Source organism: Pedobacter antarcticus, assembly GCF_900112985.1.
Taxonomy (GTDB): domain Bacteria; phylum Bacteroidota; class Bacteroidia; order Sphingobacteriales; family Sphingobacteriaceae; genus Pedobacter; species Pedobacter antarcticus.
Map to the genome: position 1 here is coordinate 493,400 of NZ_FONS01000001.1, position 20,887 is coordinate 514,286.

The following is a 20,887-nucleotide window of genomic DNA, read 5'->3' on the forward strand; positions in this document are numbered from 1 at the left end:
TTAAGCATGTAACAATTTAGTCGTATTACAATAAAGAAAAAGAACCTTATGAATAAGGAAAATACAGTCAAAAAATGTACATGGTAATTAATGTAGTTCTACTAATAATTGCTAAAAACACTAAATTGGCGCAAAACAAATTCTATGGAACCCACTGATGTAAGAATATCGAAGAAGAAACCGATCTACCCAGTAAGTGCGGCGCTGCAGAAGTACCTTAAATCTTACCAGCGCGATTCGAAACTTCCAATAACCTACAATGATCTTCTGGTTTTTGATGAATCTTATCCGATAATGGATAAGCATGGAAAAGATTCATTATGGGAAGGCCCGATATACGCCTCAGACCGTATTGAGCATATCCACAATGGCCTAAAGGTGATCTACGCCAATTTAAAGGCATCTGGAAACCTTAGAATCGTTCAGCACAAGTATATAGATAAGATCGAATACTGCACGTTTGGCAATACAAATCCTTTCAGAATCAGAATAGTTAACAGGTTAAATGACGTATATGATTATTTCTACGTAAAGAAAGCCGATGCATCCAGGATTTATGGACTGGAGCTGGAAGAAATACTCTCACCAAACCAAGTCAATTATCTGGTAGACGGAGAAACTTTGATCGAAGAACATGTTGCCGGTATTCCGGGAGATGTCTTCGCAAAAGGTTATTTAGAAAACCCGGAATATAACCCGACCCGGATAGCGAAGGAATTTGTCAAATTCAACGAACGTTGCCTGGTTATGCTTCTGGGAGACATGCGCGCTTATAACTTCGTCGTACAGATTACACCTGATTTTGACGACATACAATTCCGGATCAGGGCTATTGACTTTGATCAGCAGTTTTATGAAGGAAATATCAAAATTTATATGGCCCAGTTTTTCAAGGAGAACCTTCCCTACGTTAAATTATGTATGGAACACCTTAGTGATAAAACTTTTCAACAGTATCAGCAGGAAGAGAAATCTTCCATCCTCCACCGTGTACGCAGTGAGCGGCACAGGCTCCGGGACCTCAGAGATGTATCCAATACAGAGATACTCACCACACCAGAAAATATTGAAACCCTTAAAAATGGGATGGCCAGGCACTTCGAAGATCAGGATTACCTGGAATGCGAGACCATGACTGACCTGGTAGAACTGAATATTAAAAATATCATACGACAGGTTAAATTATAATTAAAAGATAATAAAACAGATGAAAAACATCCTTCTGGCAAGTACCTCCTCCCTTTTTGGGGAGGAATATCTCGCCTACCTTAAGCCTGAGATTGAATTATTATTTCAACAGGCAAACGAAATAATCTTTATCCCCTATGCCAGACCAGGAGGTCTCACTCACGATGAATACACTGCGAAAGCAGTCTCATTCTTCGAAACAATAAATATCAAAGTTAAGGGACTGCATACTTTTGACGATCAAAAAATGGCAATCCGGCAGGCCAAAGGATTCTTCACAGGGGGAGGAAACACATTTCTATTAGTCAAACAGCTTCACGAATTGGATCTAATGGCTGAACTAAAAGACGCCGCGGAATCCGGCAAACCTTATCTTGGAACCAGCGCCGGGAGTAATATAGGCGGTATAAATATGCAGAACACCAATGACATGCCTATCGTCTATCCGCCTGACTTCAGGACTATGGGTTTAATTAATTTTAATATTAATGCACATTATCTGGATCCGGATAGCGGACTAAAACACAATGGAGAAACCCGGGAGACCAGAATTAAAGAGTTCCATGTATTTAACTCCACACCTGTTGCGGGTCTAAGGGAAGGAAGCTGGATCAGGGTAAAAGAAGGGAAAGTAACCACGGAAGGCATCCACAGCACCCGTATTTTTTTACCAGGGCAGGAAGCAGCAGAGCTGGAACCCGGATCTGCAATGGATCATCTGCAATAATTAAATGTTACTGTGGAATCGGGCTAAAAAACTTATTATACAATCTGATGTCTACGGCTCCTGCAACCTCTGTGGATACTTCTCCGGTAACCCGGGCTGTTGAATTAGCTGCATCTGTTACCGGGCTTCCATTATGATTCTGGCCGGTATATACTTTTACAAAGTCAATCTTTTTAAGATTAGCCTGCTCACCTTGTTCGGTCATTGCCCAATCGATATCAAAAGCATTATATCCTCTGCCCCTGGTCTCCTGAAGTCTTAAATATTCTGCTGACCCAGAGTCCGAATAGCCAAAATCAAAAGGTTTGTTGCTCAACACTCCCCCATCTTTGAAGGTGTTTTCAAGTAATGTTCCATTGAAAGTAAAAGATGCCTTCTCATTCGCCCAAACCGGATAATAAGCCTGGGTATGAAAAGCATTCCGAAGAATAAATCCGCTTTTACCCTGATTATCCGTCCACTTGATATCATCCTGCAACTTATCCGGCTTGTAATAGGTAATCTCATACTTTTTGATTGTTCCGGTGGCAGCGTGCCCACTTCCGGCAATCTCGTACCATGTATCATCCGGCAGACCATTTTTATTGGTATCCTCCATTACCATGACAATGCCAGGTTCAGACCATTCTGCACCATTTATAGTAACAGGGTTACCAAAAATCCCCAGATCAGGACCAGATTCATTTTTAATGCTGTGGTCAAAACCAAAAATGATATAACCACCATAGGCGCCTAATGAAACCAGCCCATTATCTACACCGCCTATCAGATCTTTTGCCTTTTCCGCCGTACCAGACGAGGGGTCATTAACAAACTGCCCCGGCGCAGGAACATAAGCAAATACCTGACTGATAAACGGACTGAAATTTTCCGGAGTTTCCTGCTGATCTTTCTTGCAGGAATTGAAGCCAAGACCGCAGATCGCGGTCAGGGCTAAAGATTTTAACAAAAATTTCATTTTTATAATTTATTATCTTGTCTTGTATAGATAAACTGCATGTTTCGGCAGTCCGGTAACAGTGGCTTCATACTTCTTCTTACCATCAGTTCCAAAAGCGTAAACGAAGCCGGTTGTACCGTATCCGTTTGCATCAGAAACAAGCACCTCATTATTAAGCGGATTAATACTTAAACCATAATACGTCTTAATTGATGTACCATCAGTAATCAGCGGGCTACCTAAGGCACCAGTATTCAGGTCCAGAGGTTTTACCTGTGCATTCATGTAAGGATCTGTAACGACATATCCTATATTCTGCTGAATTGCAATCGATCCGATATCATATGGGAATGAACTTACTTTCGTATCTGTTGTACTGTTTATTAGATCAAGAGATGGAGCATTACCGATAATATAATCATTTACAGTCACGACAAAAACCTGACCATTTTCACCTGCAGCGACACTCACCGGATTATTGTTCACCTCGATGTCTTTGATCTTTTTAAAATTAAGCAGGTCAATTACAGAAACTTTGTTTTTAGCTCCTTTTTCCTGGTAAAACCTGTGAGAAGAATTCGCCACATATAATTTACCATTAGCTACTGCCAAACCTTCCAGACCTTCACTTAGCATTACCTCTCCGTCGATTGTCAGACTTGCGGTATCAATCCGGCTAACCTTCCCGTCATAACGGGAAACATAAGCCTTATTCTTATAGAATGCAATAAAACGTGGAATAGCTCCATCAGTCTCCGTATTAAAAGAGATTCTTTTGATAGACTTTCCTGTTGATAATTCCATCACATCGACAAATGATTTTTTCTCACCCTGAATACCAGATACTACACAATACATTTTGCTACCATATTGCTGCAGATCATTCGCTGTCTCACCCAGCCCGATTCCATTTACCTGTTTGTAATAATCAACCACGGTTAAATTTTTCTCCACGTCATAGAAAGATATTGCACTGTTATTGTTTCCGACCGTACCTTCACCCAGCACATATATGCCCGTTGTGTATCTCTCTCTTTCAATCTCGGTATGATCCTTTTTACAAGAACTCAAACCAATCAGACAAATTGAAACGCTAAGTATAGCCGTCTTTAATAAGGGTAGTTTTGTTTTCATATTATTTATGGTTAATTTATAAATGCGAAATGTGCGGGGATGTCCCCTGTTGTCACTGACCATTTTTTGTTTCCTGCAGGATCAAAACAGTATAATTTACCTGGGGTAACATAGTCCCTGGCATCACTTACATAAACCTCTTTCGTGTAAGGATTTACGTTAATTCCATAAGGAACAAGAATTTCTTTTTCTGTCCCGTCGTTTATGAACTTGCGGTCCATTACCGTTTCATCTTTTACATTAATCATCGTGTATGAAATGGTGTTTTTTTGTAAAGGATAACTCCATGTACTCGCATACAGATATGCAATATCATCATCAATCCAGAGATTACTTGCAGCGATATCGAACACCTTTTTAACAGCATCTTTTTGAGTATCAATAACAAACAATTTGGAAGGGGTATCGTAATAATCACCACGTGAGGTTACATAAAGATCACCATAACGATCTGCCTTTACCCTGTTCAGGTTAATAGCTACGTCAATTCGCTTGATTTCTTTAAAAGAGACCAGGTCAATCACTGATAATGTACGCTCATAATCCGGCGGACTATAACCACCAGAATTTGCGACAAATAATTTTCGACCGACTATGGCCATTTCTTCGGGCTGCCGGCCTACATTTACTTTCTTTTCTATAGTTAAACTTGTTGTATCAATTTGGGCCACAATTCCCTGTGTCGCAGAAGCATCTCCCACTTTACCCAGGTAGGCACTCACATATACCTTACCTTCACTAAACGTGATGTATCTGCAATTGACAATATCGATCTGTTTAATTCTTTTAGCTGTTTTAGCATCCAGAACCTCCAGTTTATTTGACACATTCACAATCACATAGAGCTTAGACCCATAAACCAGGATGTCATTACCTACGTCGCCCAGTCCTCTGGTAACTTCAGGATTTGCCTGATTATAAATATTGCGCTGATACTTTCCTGTCCGGAAATCAATCAAATCCAGAGAAGCTTTATTCATATTCATATTTCCTTCGTTTAATATGAACATTCCTTTCAATGTACTTGAAGGATTGGGAGGAAATACGAGTTCTTCCTGGGAAGGAATCACAGACGGATCTTTCCGGCAGGAAGAAAAAACTATACAAAAAGCTATAAGTATGCAGATAAAGAGAGAATTGGGCTTTTTCATATTAAATCGTGTATTGAAGTTTTAGGCGATAAAACCGGCGGGGCATTGGAAAACTCGCAATAATCTCCCTATCCTGGTTAAGTAGATTATTAATCTCTATCTGGAATTTTAACTGCTGTTTGTTTAATAAGAAATTATAGCCCGCGGAAACATCATGGGTATACCAGGGCTGCATATAATTGTACACCTGATTCTGGTCCGTACTTAGCTGATTATATCTTTCGCCCGTATATATATAACTGTAATTGAATTCAAAGTTTTTATAATCAGCACCCAGGGTCAGCGAAGCACTATGCATGGGTGTATAAGGAATATTATAATTATAACGTTCTGTGCTGGTAATATCCCTGGCCTGCTGATAAGTATAATTAACACCTGCCTGAATACCAACTCCGTTACCCGCATTCCATATTGTTTGTATATTGGCTTCCAACCCTTTAATACCAACGACCCCAATATTATACATTGTCCAGCGGTAAAGATTCTGACTGGGGACAGCTACAATTTTATCCTTAACCCGGTTATAATATGTATCAGTCTGCACAGACAGGCTCACCAGAGACTGGTGCAAGAATGTATGATGGTAGGTCAATCCAAAATTATACTGGCTTGTATATTCAGGCCTTAATAAGGTATTCCCTATAAATGTGTAGTAAAGGTCGTTGAAAGTAGGCATCCTGAAAATACTTTTATAAAATGCCCTGACCCTGAAGTCTTCGGTATCAAATGGTTGCCATGAGGCCAGCACGGCTGGTGTAAATTCATGCTTGCTGCCCGCACTCGTATACTCACGGACCTCGTCCCGTATAAAGCTTCCTAATACGGAGGCCTGCAGATTAAAGCGTTTCAACTTCAGCTCCGAGGCTAGCGCAGTCAGGATGGTATGACGGGTTGGAAAAGGAAATCTGTAAAGATTCGCGTCCAATTTATTCATCTGATAATCTGTAGACAGGGCAATTTCCCAAACCGGCAGCAGATGGAGGCGGCCGGCAGCAGAAACATAGAGTTCATCCTGTTTAAACCGGTTATCCAGAAATCCAGAAGTGGTCACATATTCAGGATCAAGATAACGAAGGTAATCATGCGCATATTTTGCATTAACCATTAAACTATAGCGTCCTTTATCATTCGTTTGGTAACCTGCCTGAACAAAAGTGTTCCTGTCCCACTGTCGCTGAGTATAGTCAAACTTATTCGCTACGACGGCTCCAGGCAACCCCCGCTCCGATCTGTACTGGTAACCTTTAACAAACCAGGAACTACTGTCTGCCGTTAAACCATTCAACCCTGCCTCCAGGCGCACCGATGTAATATCAGTATTACTTCTTCGTGCGGTAGTATCATAAACTCCATTAGTATACCGGAATTTATACCTTCCGTCTGCATGGAGCCATTCTGTACTTAAATTTGCAGATAAATGCGGACTTATTTTTTCCTGCCAGCGAACAGAAGGATTAATTAAACCAAAGGAGCCACTTTTCACACCAACCCGAATGTGCCGGTGCTCGCCAGGCTTAAATTCTGGTCTGGCAGACCTCATATAAATAGAACTCGCTGCACTGAACGCTTTCGCAGGTTGATAGATTTCGCTACGCTGACCGTTATAAAGGGCAATTTCCTCCAGGTTGTCCAAAGAAAATCTACTGAGATCTACCTGTCCGTTCTGGGCGTTTCCCAATTGTACACCATCATAAAAAACAGCAGTATGCATAGAGCCAAGACTTCTTACATTCACGGTTTTGAGCCCCCCGATGCCACCATAATCTTTCAGTTGGACCCCACTAAAAAAACGCAGTGCATCAGCAACAGAAAAACTATTCAGTCTGGTTAATTCGGAACCTTTCAACAACTGGACAGGAGTTGCAGACGTATGGCGTATACCTGCCCTTACCGTAGCAATATTAACCTGTCTGAGTTGGAAAAATTTTGATGTATCCGCTTTGCGATCCTGGATGTTTTTTTTGATCTGGGCAGATACAGTGAATGGACAGCACACCACCATCGACACTAAAAGAGTGAAATATAAACACTGAATCCAAGAAAGGTATTTACGCTCTAAAAGCGTAGGAAGCGCAATTAATTCCATGTGTGGTATAGTAACCCCACAGCAAACCAGATTTAAACTATAAATGAAAAAACACGATAAGTATTTTCATTCCAGCTCCATTCCACGAAAGCTATGAATTATAAAGCTAGAGGCAGGTATTCTGACTTGCTCTCCTTGCCCCGCCTTCCCATTCTCTGAACAGAACAGTGACTATAGATTGGGTTTGGTATAAAGAGCTTACAGCTGCGGGACAGTTCCGGATTTACACCAGATTCCCTTTTAATCTTTATGCGACTTACATAGAGAACCAAAAGCGAAGCAAATGTAATTAAAACGTGCCGGATTTTAGTCTTGAGGCATATATTTAATCTGATTATCGGCGTAATAAGTCTTACGGCTTACTTTTTTATCGATCCTGATCCCGTCGCCGTCCGGGGAATTTTCCAGGTCAGGATTATGAAATTCAATGTCCTTTACAGCCCTTATTATTGGCTCATACTCCCCTGATTTTTTCGTATATTAATATAGAGATTTAAAAAAAATCAAAGACCTATGACCGAATCAAAAAAAACAAAAATTACGTATTGGGTGAGCACAGGGATACTGGCCATATTCATCATCCCAGGTATTTTTTTCCTTAACAGTAAAATGGCATTAGATGGCACAGCACACCTTGGTCTTCCTTTATGGTTTCACTGGGAATTAGGCATCGCTAAGTTCATTGGCGGTATTATACTCATTGTACCTCTTTTCCCGAAGCGGTTAAAGGAATGGACTTATGTAGCTTTCGGTATAGATTTTATCTCTGCATTTATTGCTATTCTTGCCGTAGACGGAGTTGGCGGTATGTGGTACAGTCCGATTGTAATGTTTATCGTCCTGCTGGTCTCCTATTCCTCTTATCACAAACTGAATAGTACGGTTCCTGCATAAAAAAATCCCTGCCGCTGGAGTTCGTGGCAGGGATCATAATCAGGATATCAAATTTGCTGTTCCACCCCTTTATAGTATCTGGCACGCAATGGCGGTATACGCGCCACTGCTTCAGCAGAACAACTTGCCTTAAACAGGTTAAAACTAGCTGCATCACCAACTTTCGGCCATAACTGTTTACCGTTGTCATCCAGCGGCAAAATATCGTCGGTTGCAATTCGCAGACATCTGGACAGTGCCAGTTCGTCCGACCAGCCATAAAGCTGTGCAAGCAAATTGGCTTTTCCCAGCATATTGCCAGAGCCAAAAGTAGACCAATGATCAATTACACTGTCCGTACCTGTCATTACCCTTACCTTATGTTTGTACAAAGTTGGTATAGGCATCACAGATTTCCCTATCGGCACGGTAGATATGATACCAATACCCGCTTCGGCAAGATTTGCACATACCTGATCCAGTTTAGGTTTTTCCAGTCTGCTTAAAGCGAAGGCGTGGCTAACAAATGTCTTACCTTTCAGCGCTGGATTCTCCATCACGCGTCTAGTGAGATATTCGATAGTTTCCAGACCCGATTCACCCGATTCATGCAGGTGAATGTCAATTCCCTTTTTGTAATCCAGTGCCAGGCGGATGGTCAGATCCATTGATTTAATCATATCCCGATCAATAGATGTAGGATCCAGGCCGCCTATAAAATCTATATCCAGCTGTGCAGCTTCCTTCATCAGCCCCTCAGATTTTGAGTATAATAGTCCATGTTGCGGAAAAGCAACAATCTCTACTCCGAACGAGTTTTTCTTATTCAAGATGGCCTGTTGAAGATTCTTTAAGGAGTTTAACTTTGAAGTAGGTTCGATATTGCAATGGCTGCGGGCAAAGTCTGTGCCCTGAGACTGCAGTAACTCGATTATCTTTTCTGCCCTTTCGGTAGAATGAGGCAATAACTGAGGGATAATCTGTTCCTCCAGTCGGATCATGTCAACAATAGATTTCTGTTTTTTAGACCTTGCCTTCCACGGACCACTGTAAAAAGTTTTATCCAGATGGATATGCATATCTTTCATCGCAGGAAGCATAAGATACCCCTTCGCGTCCACAGCATCCTTCGAATCTGAGTTCGGCTGTATGCTGAAGATTTTTCCATCACGGATTTCCACAACAAACAATGCTGTTTTAGTAGCAGTTATTTCAAACTCATCTGATTCAAATCCAGTTTCCAGCAAAACGTTTTTAAGCGTGATATTCCCCGCTTTGTTACTGCTTCCAGTAAACGCTGTCATGGCCACTAATGGTTTGGGTACACCAGCCAGGAGGCCGGCACCAACCATGCCGGTAGATAAGGATAAAAAGTTCTTTCTGTTCATATCGGGTTAAAAGAACAAATTTATCAAGGATAATTCGGAATAATACTATTCAAATGGTGACAAGACTTGTCCTTTTTATAAAAAACAGAAAAACTACATCAGCTGAAACTTAGCTGATGTAGTTTTAAAATTATTTAACAGGTGTAATCGTAATTTTTCTAAACTCAATCGGACCATGATCGCCCTGTATATAAATTGGTCCGGGTTCCCCCTCCTTGCTGTCTAAAGCCCCTCCGGTGATACCAGGGATCTCCTGATTTGTGATCACTGTCTTGCCATTGGCAACCACAGTTACCTTACGGCCAATCAATGTGATATCATAAGACTGCCACTGATCCGGCCCCAAGGCCGCAATTTCATTCGGCGCAAGGAATCCATAGATACCGCTAAACAGCACGCTCGCAGGATGCAGGTCAGCAGGACTGTCTTCGATCTGAACTTCGTAACGACCTCTGAGATAAATACCGCTATTGCTACCTTTCTGGTATTTGAATTCTACATGTAACTTAAAATCTGTAAACTTTTCATCAGAGATCAGATTGGCTCCAGATTTAGGACTGGTCAGCACACCATCTTTAACAATCCATTGATTCTGTCCCAATGCTTTCCAGCCGGTCAGATCCTTACCATTAAACAGCGCTATCGGTTTACCCCATGATACCGTACCTGTCCGGTTAAGATATGGCGCTCTCTGCCCGGTGAAAGTATGTTTTTTACCTTCACTGGTTGTGATCGTCCCACGGATTTCCCCACCTGACAGCTCCCCCTCTATGACAAAGTCATTATCTCCGCTTTCCCACTGGGGCGGAAGACTAAAACTAAACTTCTGACCATCTAGTTTTACTCTTGAAACCGGCCTTGCACTACCTGAAGCACCAACAAAGCTGCCAACTAGTATCCTGTTTCCAGAAAGCTTCACTTCCAGCCATGAAGGCGCAGGTTTCCCATTGTCGTCCATAGTAATATCCCATCTTCCTATTAATTCAGAATCAGCAACCGTTTCTGCTGACGATGTTTGCGGATTACGGTTTGCCGCGAGCAGAATACTGGCAGATCCAACAGATAAAAGGCTGGTCAGGCCTAAAACTATAAATTTCTTGTTCATATCAGTGATTTTATGATTTAAATAGATTTATTACAATAAAGAGTTAAAGTTAAAATACTTACTCATCGGTAAGATAAGATTTTCTAAAGTTCTCAGCTAATAAATCAAAGCTGAGCCCAATAAACTTTGTCATTTTTAAATCAGAAAAAATATTAACTATACCTAGCCGGTAGAATTTATCTAATATTGCAAACCTAAACTGAAATGCTTTTAAATTATTAAAACGGCACATTGAGCTTACCATTCAATGGCACCACACACTCAAAAAAACAAATAATGATGAATTTATTTTTACAAGCCGATTCAAGATTCCCGAATGTGATGCCCTATTACCCCCCCTTTATTTTGCAGCATCATCGCTGCTGCCGTAATTTTTAAACAGCGGACAGCCATTTAAAACCCTACTATTTTTCTCAAATATCGTATCCATCCTTCGGGCTCCGGCAATGGTATACTATGCACCAATTTTATCAAATTATGAAAGTATTTTTACCAATACTACTTCTGTTTCTCAGTATCAATCTGGGTTACGCGCAATCCTCTAAAAAGATAACCGGAAAGGTTTTCGAAAGTAATACGCAAATCCCACTACCCGGTGTGAGTATTTTAGTCAAAGGCACTAAAACAGGAACAACAACAGACCAAAATGGTTTATTTGCCATCTCATCGGAGTCCGACGAGCCTGTTTTGATTGTATCCTACCTCGGTTTCAAGACTAAAGAATTAACTGGCACCTCCGGATCGCCAATGAATATCAGCCTGGACAACTCTTCCAATGCCCTGAATGAAGTTATAGTAGTCGCTTATGGAACAGCTTCAAAAGCAAGTTATGTAGGTTCAGTATCACAGATTAAGTCGGAACAACTTGCTAACAGGCAAGTTTCAAACGTATCTAAAGCACTACAGGGAATGGTTCCTGGTGTACAGGTAACCTCGTCCAGTGGTCAGCCAGGTACCACTGCCGACATCCGGATCCGGGGGATTGGCTCTATCAATGCATCAAGTGCACCTTTATATGTAGTAGACGGAAATCCTTTCTCCGGAGATATCAATTCGATTAATGTAAATGATATAGAATCCGTCAGTGTACTTAAAGATGCAGCATCAAGTGCACTCTATGGTTCCAGAGGAGCGAACGGTGTAATCATTATAACCACCAAATCCGGCAAAAACTCCAAAGAAACATTGATCAGTGCCAACTTTAGTCAAGGTGTATCTAACCGTGCTGTGAAAGACTATGCGCAGATGAACACAAACCAGTATTTTGAAAGCTACTGGCTCGCACTTAAAAACAAACAATTAACCAATGGCATCAACGACGTACAGGCCGGACAAAACGCCAGTAACCAACTAATTGCAGACCTGGGAATTAACCCCTATGGAGCGGCCTACCCTCAGCCAGTTGGCGCAGATGGCAAAATAGTTACAGGAGCAGCACCGCTATGGGATGATAATTGGGGTAAAGAAATGGAACAGACTTCTTTACGCACACAAGCCGATCTGAGTTTCAGCGGAGGAAACGAAACCACCAGATATTTCATTTCCGGTGGTTACCTCAATGACAAAGGAATTGCTCTGGGTTCAGGTTATAAAAGATACAACGCAAGGATAAATCTGACTACTCAAGCCAAAAAATGGTTAAAGGTCGGCCTGAACATCTCAGCCTCAAGCTCTACACAGAACTACCCGACATCTGAAGACAGCAATACCGGTAATGTAATTAATTACTCCAGACTTGTACCGAGTTTCTATCCTGTTTATCAGAGAAATGTCGATGGAGGTTACCGGCTGGATGCATCGGGAAATAAGGTTTATGACTTCGGAGATTATAGACCAAGTTCAGCAATTCCAAGAAGTAATCTCGCAGCAACTGTAGGACTGGATAAAAGCGAAATCCTGCAGGACAATGTATCTGCCAGAACATTTATGGAAGCTGACATAGCTGAAGGACTTAAATTCAAAACATCCTATAGCGGGGATTACTCAGAAATGAATGATCATTATTACACCAATCCATTATTAGGTGGAGGCGCTGCAAACGGAGGATCGGTTTCAAAAAGCAGCAGAAGAATTTACTCCTGGACCTGGAATAATATTTTTACTTATCAAAAGACTTTTAATGAAGATCATCACTTAAATCTGCTAGCGGGTCATGAGATCTACAAATATAATTCACGTAGTATTTCGGGGAGCAGACAGAATTTTGTTCTGCCAGACCTATTTGAACCGGATGCAGCAGCTCAATTGAATAGCTTTAATGGATCATCCGTTGATTATATGTTATTGAGTTTTCTGGGTAAGGCAGAGTATGATTTCAAAAACAAATACCTGCTTTCGGCTTCCCTGAGAACAGATGGTTCATCCAGATTTTCACCAGCCCGCAGATGGGGTACATTTTGGTCTGTAGGTGCATCCTGGAGAGCTTCGAAAGAAGATTTTTTACAAGACAAAACATGGTTGACCAACCTTACATTCAGAACCAGTTATGGTGCTCAGGGAAATGATAATATTGGTACATACTATGCATACGATGCTCTATATGCCATCAGAAATAATTTAGGGGAGAATGGCGTGGTGACTTCCAGACTTCCCACTCCCGATTTGAAATGGGAAACCAACCTGAACCTGAATATCGGTATGGACTTTGGCCTATTCAGAGACAGAATCAGTGGTAGCATAGAATACTTTAACAGAAGATCAAAAGACCTGTTGTTTAGTAAAGCTATGCCAAATTCAACAGGATTTAGTTCAATTGACGCTAATATAGGTTCCTTAAAAAACACAGGAATTGAGATTCAGTTAAATACAGTTCCGATAAGCACGACAGATTTCAGATGGACATTCGGCATTAATGCAACATACTTCAAAAACAAGATTACAGACTTACCGCAGGATAACCTGATCTCCGGAAATAAACTCCTGAGAATCGGCGGTTCGATCTATGATTTTTACCTCCGGGAATGGGCAGGGGTAAATCCAGAAAATGGTAATCCACAGTGGTATAAAAATAATGGACAAGGTCAGAAGGTAGTTACCGAAACCTATTCTGAAGCTACCCAATATGTTCAAAAAAGTGCATTACCTGATTTAGTGGGTGGTATCAGCAATACATTCACCTATAAACAATTTGAACTTTCTGCATTATTATCTTACAGCCTGGGTGGTAAGATACTTGATGGAGACTATACCTCAATGATGCACAATGGAAATAGTCCCGGAAGAACCTGGTCTGTGGAAATGCTTAATCACTGGACACCGGAAAACACAGACACAAATGTACCCAGATTAACTACAGATAACCTGGGCTGGACACAAACGTCAACACGTTTTTTATATGATGCCACCTATGCACGCCTGAAGAACGTCAGCCTGAGTTATAGCTTACCAAAAGCAATGGTAAGCAGAATGAACATTAACAACCTGAGATTTACATTATCCGGAGAGAACCTGCTGACCTTTTACGGTCATAAAGGAATGGACCCGGAACAAACCGTAAACGGGGCAACCTATTTTCGCTACCCGGCCATGAGAACTTTCTCTGCAGGCGTTAATCTCACTTTCTAACACCAGTTTAATTGAAATCCACATGAAAATTAATATCATAACTCCCCTGTTTGCCGCTGTTCTACTCCTTGTGGCCTCAGGATGTAAAAAGGAGCTCACTACCACTCCGACCACTGCTGTTTCAGAGTCACTGATCTATGGTGATGTGAACAATATCGAAAAAGTTTTAAATGGTACCTGGGCTTATATGAACGACACCTATTTCACCTATGCCAACCCCGGATACTCCACTATTCTGCGTACCAGTGATGCCATGGGCGACGATGTCGCAATTATCACTAATAAATACGGCTACAGGGATGCGTATGAATTTACGCTTGCAAATAACCAGACCCGGCTTGATGCCATCTGGACCATCTTGTACAAGGTGATTAACAACTGTAATAATATTATAACCAGAATTGATGCAGCAGAAGGATCAGCAGAGAAAAAAGCACAGATCAAAGGTCAGGCATTGGCATTACGTGCAAACAGCTATCTGACATTGGCAACATATTATCAATTCTCCTACCTAAAAGACCCGAATGCAAAAGCAGTTCCAATTTATACTCAGCCCACTAATTCACAAACGCAGGGTAAACCTAAATCCACCCTGGAAGAAGTTTATACTTTGATAAACGCAGACCTTGCGGAGGCCGAGACATTGCTTCAGAATTATACCAGACCAGGTGGCGCCAAATACAAGATCAATCTGGACGTTGTACATGGTCTACAGGCGAGGACATTTTTAAATACAGGTAAATGGGCATCAGCAGCTAAAAGTGCTGCAGAAGCACGTAAAAATTACAGCTACATGTCTGCTGCAAACTATGCTGCAGGGTTTAATGACCTTACTAATGGAGAATGGATCTGGGGGCACGGGCAGCAGCCAGACCAGAATACGGCAAGTTATTCATTCCATTTTCTAGATGTAACTTCACCAAATTCTTATTATTATAGCTTTATGGCAGATCCAAACTTCAAATTATTATTTGAAGACAATGACATCAGATCCAAATTGTTTTCCTGGGACGAACAGGCAGGCAGAGAGGGTTATCTGCGTTACGGAAAGTTTAAGTTCCGCCCCGACGAGACAGGTGATATTGTGCTAATGCGTTCCTCGGAAATGACGCTTATTCAGGCAGAGGCTTCAGCTAGAAATGGAGATTTGAATTCTGCAGTTCAATATTTAAATGAACTCAGACAAGTACGGAACGCTGCGCCGTTTTCATCTTCCGGTAATACAGCGACTTCTATAATTGATGCGATTCTTGTAGAACGCAGAAAAGAACTTTGGGGCGAAGGTTTTGCACTATCAGATATCTTACGAACCCAGACAGCGGTAGTTAGAAAACCTTATACCGACGCAACAGGTCAGCCTGTGAAAATAAATGTCAAAGATAAAAACGGAAATATTCAGTCCGTCAGCACCAGACCGCATACTACTTTGAAATTTCCAGATGGGTCTGCATTCGTGCCCAACAGCCCATACTATCTATTTAAAATTCCACAGTCGGAATTGAACACTAATCCTGATATCAACAAGTAAAAGTGTTTACTACAAGTTTGGAGAAGCCTGGGAATTTAAATCGCCCAGGCTTTTTTCATGTAAAAATAATAGATTATACGCATGATTTTCAATTAGTTGAAAATTTTGTAAACTAATTATGAACTGGGGTGTTGTAGATCAAACAAAAATCTAACCCTATGAAAAAGTTAATTTATGTCCTTGCCATCTCTGCAACTTCGTTTGCATTTCAGGCATGTAACAGCGGCACAAAAGATGCCAAAGAAACTGCAGACAGTTTAAACAAAACAAAAGACACTACGTCTAATGAAATGGCTACTGGCGGAATTGCTGTTGATCAATCGGATGCCGAATTTGCGACTAAAGCAGCTGTAGGTGGTATGGCAGAAGTTGAATTGGGAAAACTAGCCCTTACAAAAACGAGCAATGCACAGCTAAAAGAATTTGCTAATATGATGGTTAACGATCATGGAAAGGCAAATGCAGAATTGATGGCTGTGGCTAAAATGAAAAACATTACGCTTCCTGGAATGGTAGATGAAGAACACCAGAAGAAAATGAATGATTTGCAACAGAAATCGGGAGCTGACTTCGATAAAGCTTACACTGATGCAATGGTAGACGGACACAAAAGCACCTTAGATCTAATGAATAAGGAAGCTAAAGACGGAAAAGATGCAGATTTGAAATCTTTTGCCGCTAAAACAGCTCCTGTTGTTCAAACGCATCTGGATATGATTACAAAAATCCAGAAAACGTTAAAATAAGCTGTATAAACAGATATTAATTAATTTTTTAAAACTGGCCGAATTATTCCGGCCAGTTTTTTTATGCCCTATTAGGGTTTGTATACAAAAGTGACGCTGTCTTTCACCACAATACCACTCATATTTTCACCAGTATATTTCACCGTATATTTTCCCGGCTTTTCGATCCTATACGCTTTTAGTAAGTTTACTTTTGTCTTCAGGCTATCCTTCGGGTTCAAAGTAATATAACTGTCTGCGGGAGGTGGCATGATTCTTTTTGCCATTGCGCCACTATACGCAGCCTCTTCCCCATTTTCACCTTTAATCTCCACATAGGAGCTCATCAGCGGCTCAAACGGCGTGTGCCATTTACAAAATTTCATAGCAGTATCTGAACCGTTATAGACAGTAAAGTCAAGCAATAGCGAATCTCCTGCTTTCAGCTCATCCTTCATGTGCATTTTAGCGAAAATGCCCTTATCTACAGAAGCAACAGTAGTTTGAGTTAAAACAGAGTCGGCTGTCGAACCAGCTTTATTAGCCGTTGTACAGGCTGCCAGCGATAATATCGCGGCAGACCAGAGAAAATGATAGTTTTTCATAGTTTTGATGTTATTTATTCTCAATCCATTTCCTCGCATTCACAAAGGCAGCGATCCAAGGTGAAACCTCGTCATTACGTCCTTCCGGATAATTCGCCCAATGCCACTGGAATACAGAACGCTCTATATGCGGCATCATTACCAGGTGTCTTCCTGAGTTATCGCATAACATAGCAGTATTATAGTCTGAACCATTCGGGTTTGCCGGATACGTATCATAACCATATTTAGCTACAATCTGATATTTATCTTCAGTATAAGGTAACTGGAATTTACCCTCACCATGAGAGATCCATACACCTAAAGTACTTCCGACAAGATCTGAAAGCATTACTGAATTATTCTCCTGAATCGTTAATGAAGTAAATCCACTTTCGTGTTTCTGACTGTCATTATGCAGCATTTTAGGTTTTTGCTCATGATCAGGGTTAATGAGGCCGAGCTCTACAAAAAGCTGGCAGCCATTACAAACACCAACAGAAAGCGTATCTTCTCTTTTAAAGAAGTTCTCCAGAGCCGTTTTGGCTTTCTCATTATAAAGGAAAGCACCTGCCCAGCCTTTTGCTGAACCTAATACATCCGAATTCGAAAAACCGCCAACAGCACCTATAAATTGGATATCTTCCAGAGTCTCTCTTCCGGAGATCAAGTCAGTCATATGTACATCCTTAACATCAAAACCAGCAAGATACATCGCATTAGCCAACTCTCTTTCGGAATTAGATCCTTTCTCGCGTAATACCGCTGCTTTCGGTCTCGGTTTAGTCTCGTCAATAACCGGCTTCCGTCCGTCGAATGACGCAGGGAAATTATATTGAAGCAAATGATTCTTATAGTTATCAAAACGCTCTTTTGCTTTTACCGGTCCGCTTTGTTTCTGATCCAGCAGGTAAGAGGTGGTAAACCAAACATCTCTCAGTTGATCTATGTCAAAACTCCATTCACCTGCAGCATCTTTAACCTGCAGTTTTGCTTCAGCATTTACCTGTCCGATTTCATGGAAGATCACTCCTCTTGCATTTAGTAATTCTTCCGCGGAATTATCAGCCTGAAATACTATACCGATATTTTCAGCAAATAATTTAGCAATAATGTCCTGGCTACCTAATGTGCTCAAGTCAATTGTTGCACCCAGGTTTCTGTCTGCAAAACATAATTCGAGCAGTGTTGTGATTAAACCACCACTGCCAATATCATGGCCTGCCTGAATTTTACCTGCTTTTATTAGCTCCTGTAACGTATTGAAAGTGTTTTTGAATTGACCCGCATCCAGGATATCTGGTGTAGATTCTCCAATCTTGTTCAGGATCTGAGCAAAAGAAGAGCCACCCAGTTTAAATTCGTCTCCAGATAAATTAATATAGTAAACTGCCCCACCATTCTTTTTGAATACCGGTTCAATAATATTTTTTACATCGTCGCAATGTCCGGCTGCTGATATAATTACAGTACCCGGAGAAATTACTTCCTGGTCTTTATATTTTTGTTTCATGGAAAGCGAGTCTTTCCCGGTTGGAATATTAATGCCAAGATCTATAGCAAATTCCGAACAAGCTTTAACTGCTGCATAAAGACGGGCATCTTCACCTTCGTTTTTACATGCCCACATCCAGTTTGCAGATAAGGAAACACTGTCCAATCCGTCTTTAAGCGGTGCCCAAACCAGGTTCGAAAGCGATTCTCCAATTGCATTACGGCTACCTGCAGCCGGATCAATCAGTGCAGAGAGTGGTGCATGGCCAATCGAAGTTGCCACACCATCTTTACCCTGAAAATCCAGAGCCATCACCCCACAATTATTTAAAGGTAACTGTAATGGTCCGACACACTGTTGTTTAGCTACACGGCCACCTACACAACGATCTACTTTATTTGTTAACCAATCTTTTGATGCCACAGCTTCCAATTGAAGCAAAGCTTCCAGATAAGTATTTATCTGTGAAATATCATAAGTAACCGGTTCATATTTTCTTGTTATAGTCTGGTCCTGCATAACCACTTTAGGAGAACTGCCAAACATATCTTCCATTTTCAGATCCATTGGCTTAGCACCGGTGGTTGCCGATTCGAAAGTAAACCTATGGTCGCCTGTAACTTCGCCGACAGTATACATCGGTGCGCGTTCCCGGTCAGCAATCTTTTGCAGTGTTTCTACATCTGCTTTACCAATAACCAATCCCATACGTTCCTGAGATTCATTCCCAATAATCTCTTTTGCAGACAAAGTTGGGTCCCCTACCGGTAATTTATCCAAATCTATTTTACCGCCTGTTTCTTCAACTAATTCAGACAGGCAATTTAAGTGGCCGCCTGCACCATGATCATGAATTGATACAATAGCATTATGATCACTTTCAACCATTCCCCTGACAGCGTTTGCAACTCTTTTTTGCATTTCCGGATTAGAGCGCTGAATTGCGTTCAACTCAATACCTGAGCCCATTGCACCGGTATCTGCAGATGATACTGCTGCACCACCCATCCCGATCCGGTAATTCTCACCACCAAGTACGACAATTTTATCTGCCACAGCCGGAGTAGATTTTTTAGCCTGACTCGCTTTTCCGTATCCAATACCACCAGCTTGCATGATCACTTTATCATAACCAAGCTTTCTTGCATCTTCTTCATGTTCGAAGGTTAGGATAGAGCCTGTGATTAATGGCTGCCCAAACTTGTTGCCGAAATCTGAAGCACCATTAGACGCTTTGATCAGAATATCCATTGGTGTCTGATATAGCCAATTGCGCTCTTCCATCGCTTTTTCCCAGGGACGATCTGCCAGAAGGCGTGAAAAAGAGGTCATATAAACTGCAGTACCTGCCAAAGGCAATGAGCCTTGTCCGCCCGCTAATCTGTCTCTGATTTCCCCCCCGGACCCAGTAGCAGCCCCGTTAAATGGCTCGACAGTTGTCGGGAAGTTATGCGTTTCAGCTTTTAAAGAGATTACTGAATCAAAGTCTTTAATTTCGTAATAATCAGGTACATCTGCACGTTTTGGTGCAAACTGCTGAACGGTAGGACCTTTTACAAATGCGACGTTATCTTTATAAGCAGAAACAATGCCATTAGGATTTGCTGCTGAAGTCTCACGGATCATTTTAAAAAGGGAGGTTGGTTGTTCTACCCCATCAATTACAAATGTTCCGTTAAATATTTTGTGACGGCAATGTTCTGAATTGACCTGCGAAAATCCAAAGACCTCCGAGTCGGTTAATTCACGGCCAAGTTTCTCTGATAATTTATTTAGATAATCTATTTCCTCTTCACTTAAGGACAGACCTTCCTGCTGATTGTAAGCAGCGATGTCCCCTATCGCCAAAATTGCTTCCGGCTGAATATTTACTGTAAAAATATCCTGGTTTAATCCATTGTACAACTGCAGCAACATCGGGTCAAAATCTTGAGTTTCCGTAGCAGAAACCTGAAATTCTTCAATCCTTACGATACCATGCAAATCCATATTTTGAGTAATCTCCACAGCGTTTGTACTCCATGGAGTAATCATCGCAGCACGCGGACCGATAAAATAACCTTGCAGGGAATTTTCTTCATTCAATTTGGCATCGCCAAACAGCCAGGCTAATTTCGAAATATCAGACGAATTGAGGGTTCGTTCTAGTTGTACAGCAAATACAGTATTGCTCTCGTTGGAAAAGAAATAAATCATGGTTTTATTTTATGCCGCAAAGTTAACCAAAATTACACGTTGTACCTAAAAACGGTGAATAATTAGCATTTATCTGACGTGTTTTCCAGTTCATATAAATTTTAAAATCCATGATGAAGACACAAAGGCTCAATTTCCATTTTACTGGGTTTAAGTAAAATAAGGCGTCATTTACAGCAAAAACAAAAATCATAATCATATTG

The 20,887-nt window shown here is 41.2% G+C and carries 15 protein-coding genes and 1 riboswitch; of the genes, 7 read left to right on the forward strand and 8 right to left on the reverse strand.

What is annotated here, in order from left to right:
* Nucleotides 1-144: 144 nt before the first annotated feature.
* Nucleotides 145-1,188, forward strand: a complete 1,044-nt coding sequence (locus BM192_RS02085; RefSeq protein ID WP_037444658.1) for a hypothetical protein — start codon at nt 145-147, stop codon at nt 1,186-1,188.
* A gap of 19 nt (nt 1,189-1,207) precedes the next feature.
* A complete protein-coding gene (pepE, locus tag BM192_RS02090) occupies nt 1,208-1,915 on the forward strand; it encodes a dipeptidase PepE (RefSeq protein ID WP_037444660.1) in 708 nt (235 codons plus the stop codon).
* A 7-nt stretch (nt 1,916-1,922) separates the two neighbouring features.
* On the opposite strand, the gene BM192_RS02095 is transcribed toward pepE, so the two are convergent.
* The 3 genes from BM192_RS02095 to BM192_RS02105 are packed head-to-tail and all read right to left on the reverse strand — an operon-like array spanning nt 1,923 to nt 4,975.
* Complete coding sequence (locus BM192_RS02095; protein WP_037444661.1) at nt 1,923-2,873, reverse strand: hypothetical protein; 951 nt, start codon at nt 2,871-2,873, stop codon at nt 1,923-1,925.
* Nucleotides 2,874-2,885: 12 nt separating this feature from the next.
* Nucleotides 2,886-3,989, reverse strand: coding sequence for a DUF5074 domain-containing protein (locus tag BM192_RS02100; RefSeq protein WP_037444663.1), 1,104 nt, complete (start codon nt 3,987-3,989; stop codon nt 2,886-2,888).
* Nucleotides 3,990-4,000: 11 nt separating this feature from the next.
* Nucleotides 4,001-4,975, reverse strand: coding sequence for a YncE family protein (locus tag BM192_RS02105; protein WP_234797488.1), 975 nt, complete (start codon nt 4,973-4,975; stop codon nt 4,001-4,003).
* A gap of 16 nt (nt 4,976-4,991) precedes the next feature.
* Here BM192_RS02105 and BM192_RS21105 point away from each other — a divergent pair, with 16 nt between their 5' ends.
* Nucleotides 4,992-5,165, forward strand: coding sequence for a hypothetical protein (locus BM192_RS21105; RefSeq protein WP_234797489.1), 174 nt, complete (start codon nt 4,992-4,994; stop codon nt 5,163-5,165).
* Here BM192_RS21105 and BM192_RS02110 read toward each other — a convergent pair.
* Entirely contained in the window at nt 5,142-7,226 is a 2,085-nt protein-coding gene (locus BM192_RS02110) for a TonB-dependent receptor plug domain-containing protein (protein WP_051760277.1), read from the reverse strand. The two genes, BM192_RS21105 and BM192_RS02110, sit on opposite strands and share 24 nt — an antisense overlap.
* Before the next feature lie 94 nt (nt 7,227-7,320).
* A riboswitch (cobalamin riboswitch) is annotated at nt 7,321-7,514 on the reverse strand.
* A gap of 225 nt (nt 7,515-7,739) precedes the next feature.
* Here BM192_RS02110 and BM192_RS02115 point away from each other — a divergent pair.
* A complete protein-coding gene (locus tag BM192_RS02115) occupies nt 7,740-8,120 on the forward strand; it encodes a DoxX family protein (protein ID WP_037444667.1) in 381 nt (126 codons plus the stop codon).
* A 47-nt stretch (nt 8,121-8,167) separates the two neighbouring features.
* Here the strand turns inward: BM192_RS02115 and BM192_RS02120 are convergent, their stop codons facing one another.
* Complete coding sequence (locus tag BM192_RS02120; protein WP_037444669.1) at nt 8,168-9,487, reverse strand: amidohydrolase; 1,320 nt, start codon at nt 9,485-9,487, stop codon at nt 8,168-8,170.
* Nucleotides 9,488-9,617: 130 nt separating this feature from the next.
* The gene (locus tag BM192_RS02125) at nt 9,618-10,592 is read right to left on the reverse strand and encodes a 3-keto-disaccharide hydrolase (protein ID WP_037444671.1); all 975 of its coding nucleotides are present in this window, start codon (nt 10,590-10,592) and stop codon (nt 9,618-9,620) included.
* Nucleotides 10,593-11,069: 477 nt separating this feature from the next.
* On the opposite strand from BM192_RS02125, the gene BM192_RS02130 reads away from it, so the two are divergent.
* The 3 genes from BM192_RS02130 (at nt 11,070) to BM192_RS02140 (ending at nt 16,430) form a co-directional block, all read left to right on the forward strand.
* Nucleotides 11,070-14,156 carry a SusC/RagA family TonB-linked outer membrane protein gene (locus tag BM192_RS02130; protein WP_037444673.1) on the forward strand — a complete coding sequence of 1,029 codons (3,087 nt, stop codon included), beginning with the start codon at nt 11,070-11,072 and terminating at the stop codon, nt 14,154-14,156.
* 22 nt (nt 14,157-14,178) lie between these two features.
* Nucleotides 14,179-15,684 carry a RagB/SusD family nutrient uptake outer membrane protein gene (locus tag BM192_RS02135; RefSeq protein WP_170844837.1) on the forward strand — a complete coding sequence of 502 codons (1,506 nt, stop codon included), beginning with the start codon at nt 14,179-14,181 and terminating at the stop codon, nt 15,682-15,684.
* Between the two features lie 158 nt (nt 15,685-15,842).
* Nucleotides 15,843-16,430 carry a DUF4142 domain-containing protein gene (locus BM192_RS02140; protein WP_037444675.1) on the forward strand — a complete coding sequence of 196 codons (588 nt, stop codon included), beginning with the start codon at nt 15,843-15,845 and terminating at the stop codon, nt 16,428-16,430.
* Nucleotides 16,431-16,501: 71 nt separating this feature from the next.
* On the opposite strand, the gene BM192_RS02145 is transcribed toward BM192_RS02140, so the two are convergent.
* Complete coding sequence (locus BM192_RS02145; RefSeq protein ID WP_037445075.1) at nt 16,502-17,014, reverse strand: hypothetical protein; 513 nt, start codon at nt 17,012-17,014, stop codon at nt 16,502-16,504.
* 10 nt (nt 17,015-17,024) lie between these two features.
* A complete protein-coding gene (gene purL / locus BM192_RS02150; protein WP_037444677.1) occupies nt 17,025-20,684 on the reverse strand; it encodes a phosphoribosylformylglycinamidine synthase in 3,660 nt (1,219 codons plus the stop codon).
* Nucleotides 20,685-20,887 lie beyond the last annotated feature (203 nt).

Excerpts from the sequence above, each read along its gene's own strand:
- BM192_RS02095 (WP_037444661.1), bottom strand. The coding sequence starts at position 2,873 with ATGAAATTTTTGTTAAAATCTTTAGCCCTGACCGCGATCTGCGGTCTT.
- BM192_RS02120 (WP_037444669.1), bottom strand. The coding sequence starts at position 9,487 with ATGAACAGAAAGAACTTTTTATCCTTATCTACCGGCATGGTTGGTGCC.
- BM192_RS02140 (WP_037444675.1), top strand. The coding sequence starts at position 15,843 with ATGAAAAAGTTAATTTATGTCCTTGCCATCTCTGCAACTTCGTTTGCA.
- BM192_RS02085 (WP_037444658.1), top strand. The coding sequence starts at position 145 with ATGGAACCCACTGATGTAAGAATATCGAAGAAGAAACCGATCTACCCA.
- BM192_RS02135 (WP_170844837.1), top strand. The coding sequence starts at position 14,179 with ATGAAAATTAATATCATAACTCCCCTGTTTGCCGCTGTTCTACTCCTT.
- BM192_RS02105 (WP_234797488.1), bottom strand. The coding sequence starts at position 4,975 with ATGAATATGAATAAAGCTTCTCTGGATTTGATTGATTTCCGGACAGGA.
- pepE (WP_037444660.1), top strand. The coding sequence starts at position 1,208 with ATGAAAAACATCCTTCTGGCAAGTACCTCCTCCCTTTTTGGGGAGGAA.
- purL (WP_037444677.1), bottom strand. The coding sequence starts at position 20,684 with ATGATTTATTTCTTTTCCAACGAGAGCAATACTGTATTTGCTGTACAA.
- BM192_RS02145 (WP_037445075.1), bottom strand. The coding sequence starts at position 17,014 with ATGAAAAACTATCATTTTCTCTGGTCTGCCGCGATATTATCGCTGGCA.
- BM192_RS02125 (WP_037444671.1), bottom strand. The coding sequence starts at position 10,592 with ATGAACAAGAAATTTATAGTTTTAGGCCTGACCAGCCTTTTATCTGTT.
- BM192_RS02130 (WP_037444673.1), top strand. The coding sequence starts at position 11,070 with ATGAAAGTATTTTTACCAATACTACTTCTGTTTCTCAGTATCAATCTG.
- BM192_RS02110 (WP_051760277.1), bottom strand. The coding sequence starts at position 7,226 with ATGGAATTAATTGCGCTTCCTACGCTTTTAGAGCGTAAATACCTTTCT.
- BM192_RS21105 (WP_234797489.1), top strand. The coding sequence starts at position 4,992 with ATGAACATTCCTTTCAATGTACTTGAAGGATTGGGAGGAAATACGAGT.
- BM192_RS02100 (WP_037444663.1), bottom strand. The coding sequence starts at position 3,989 with ATGAAAACAAAACTACCCTTATTAAAGACGGCTATACTTAGCGTTTCA.
- BM192_RS02115 (WP_037444667.1), top strand. The coding sequence starts at position 7,740 with ATGACCGAATCAAAAAAAACAAAAATTACGTATTGGGTGAGCACAGGG.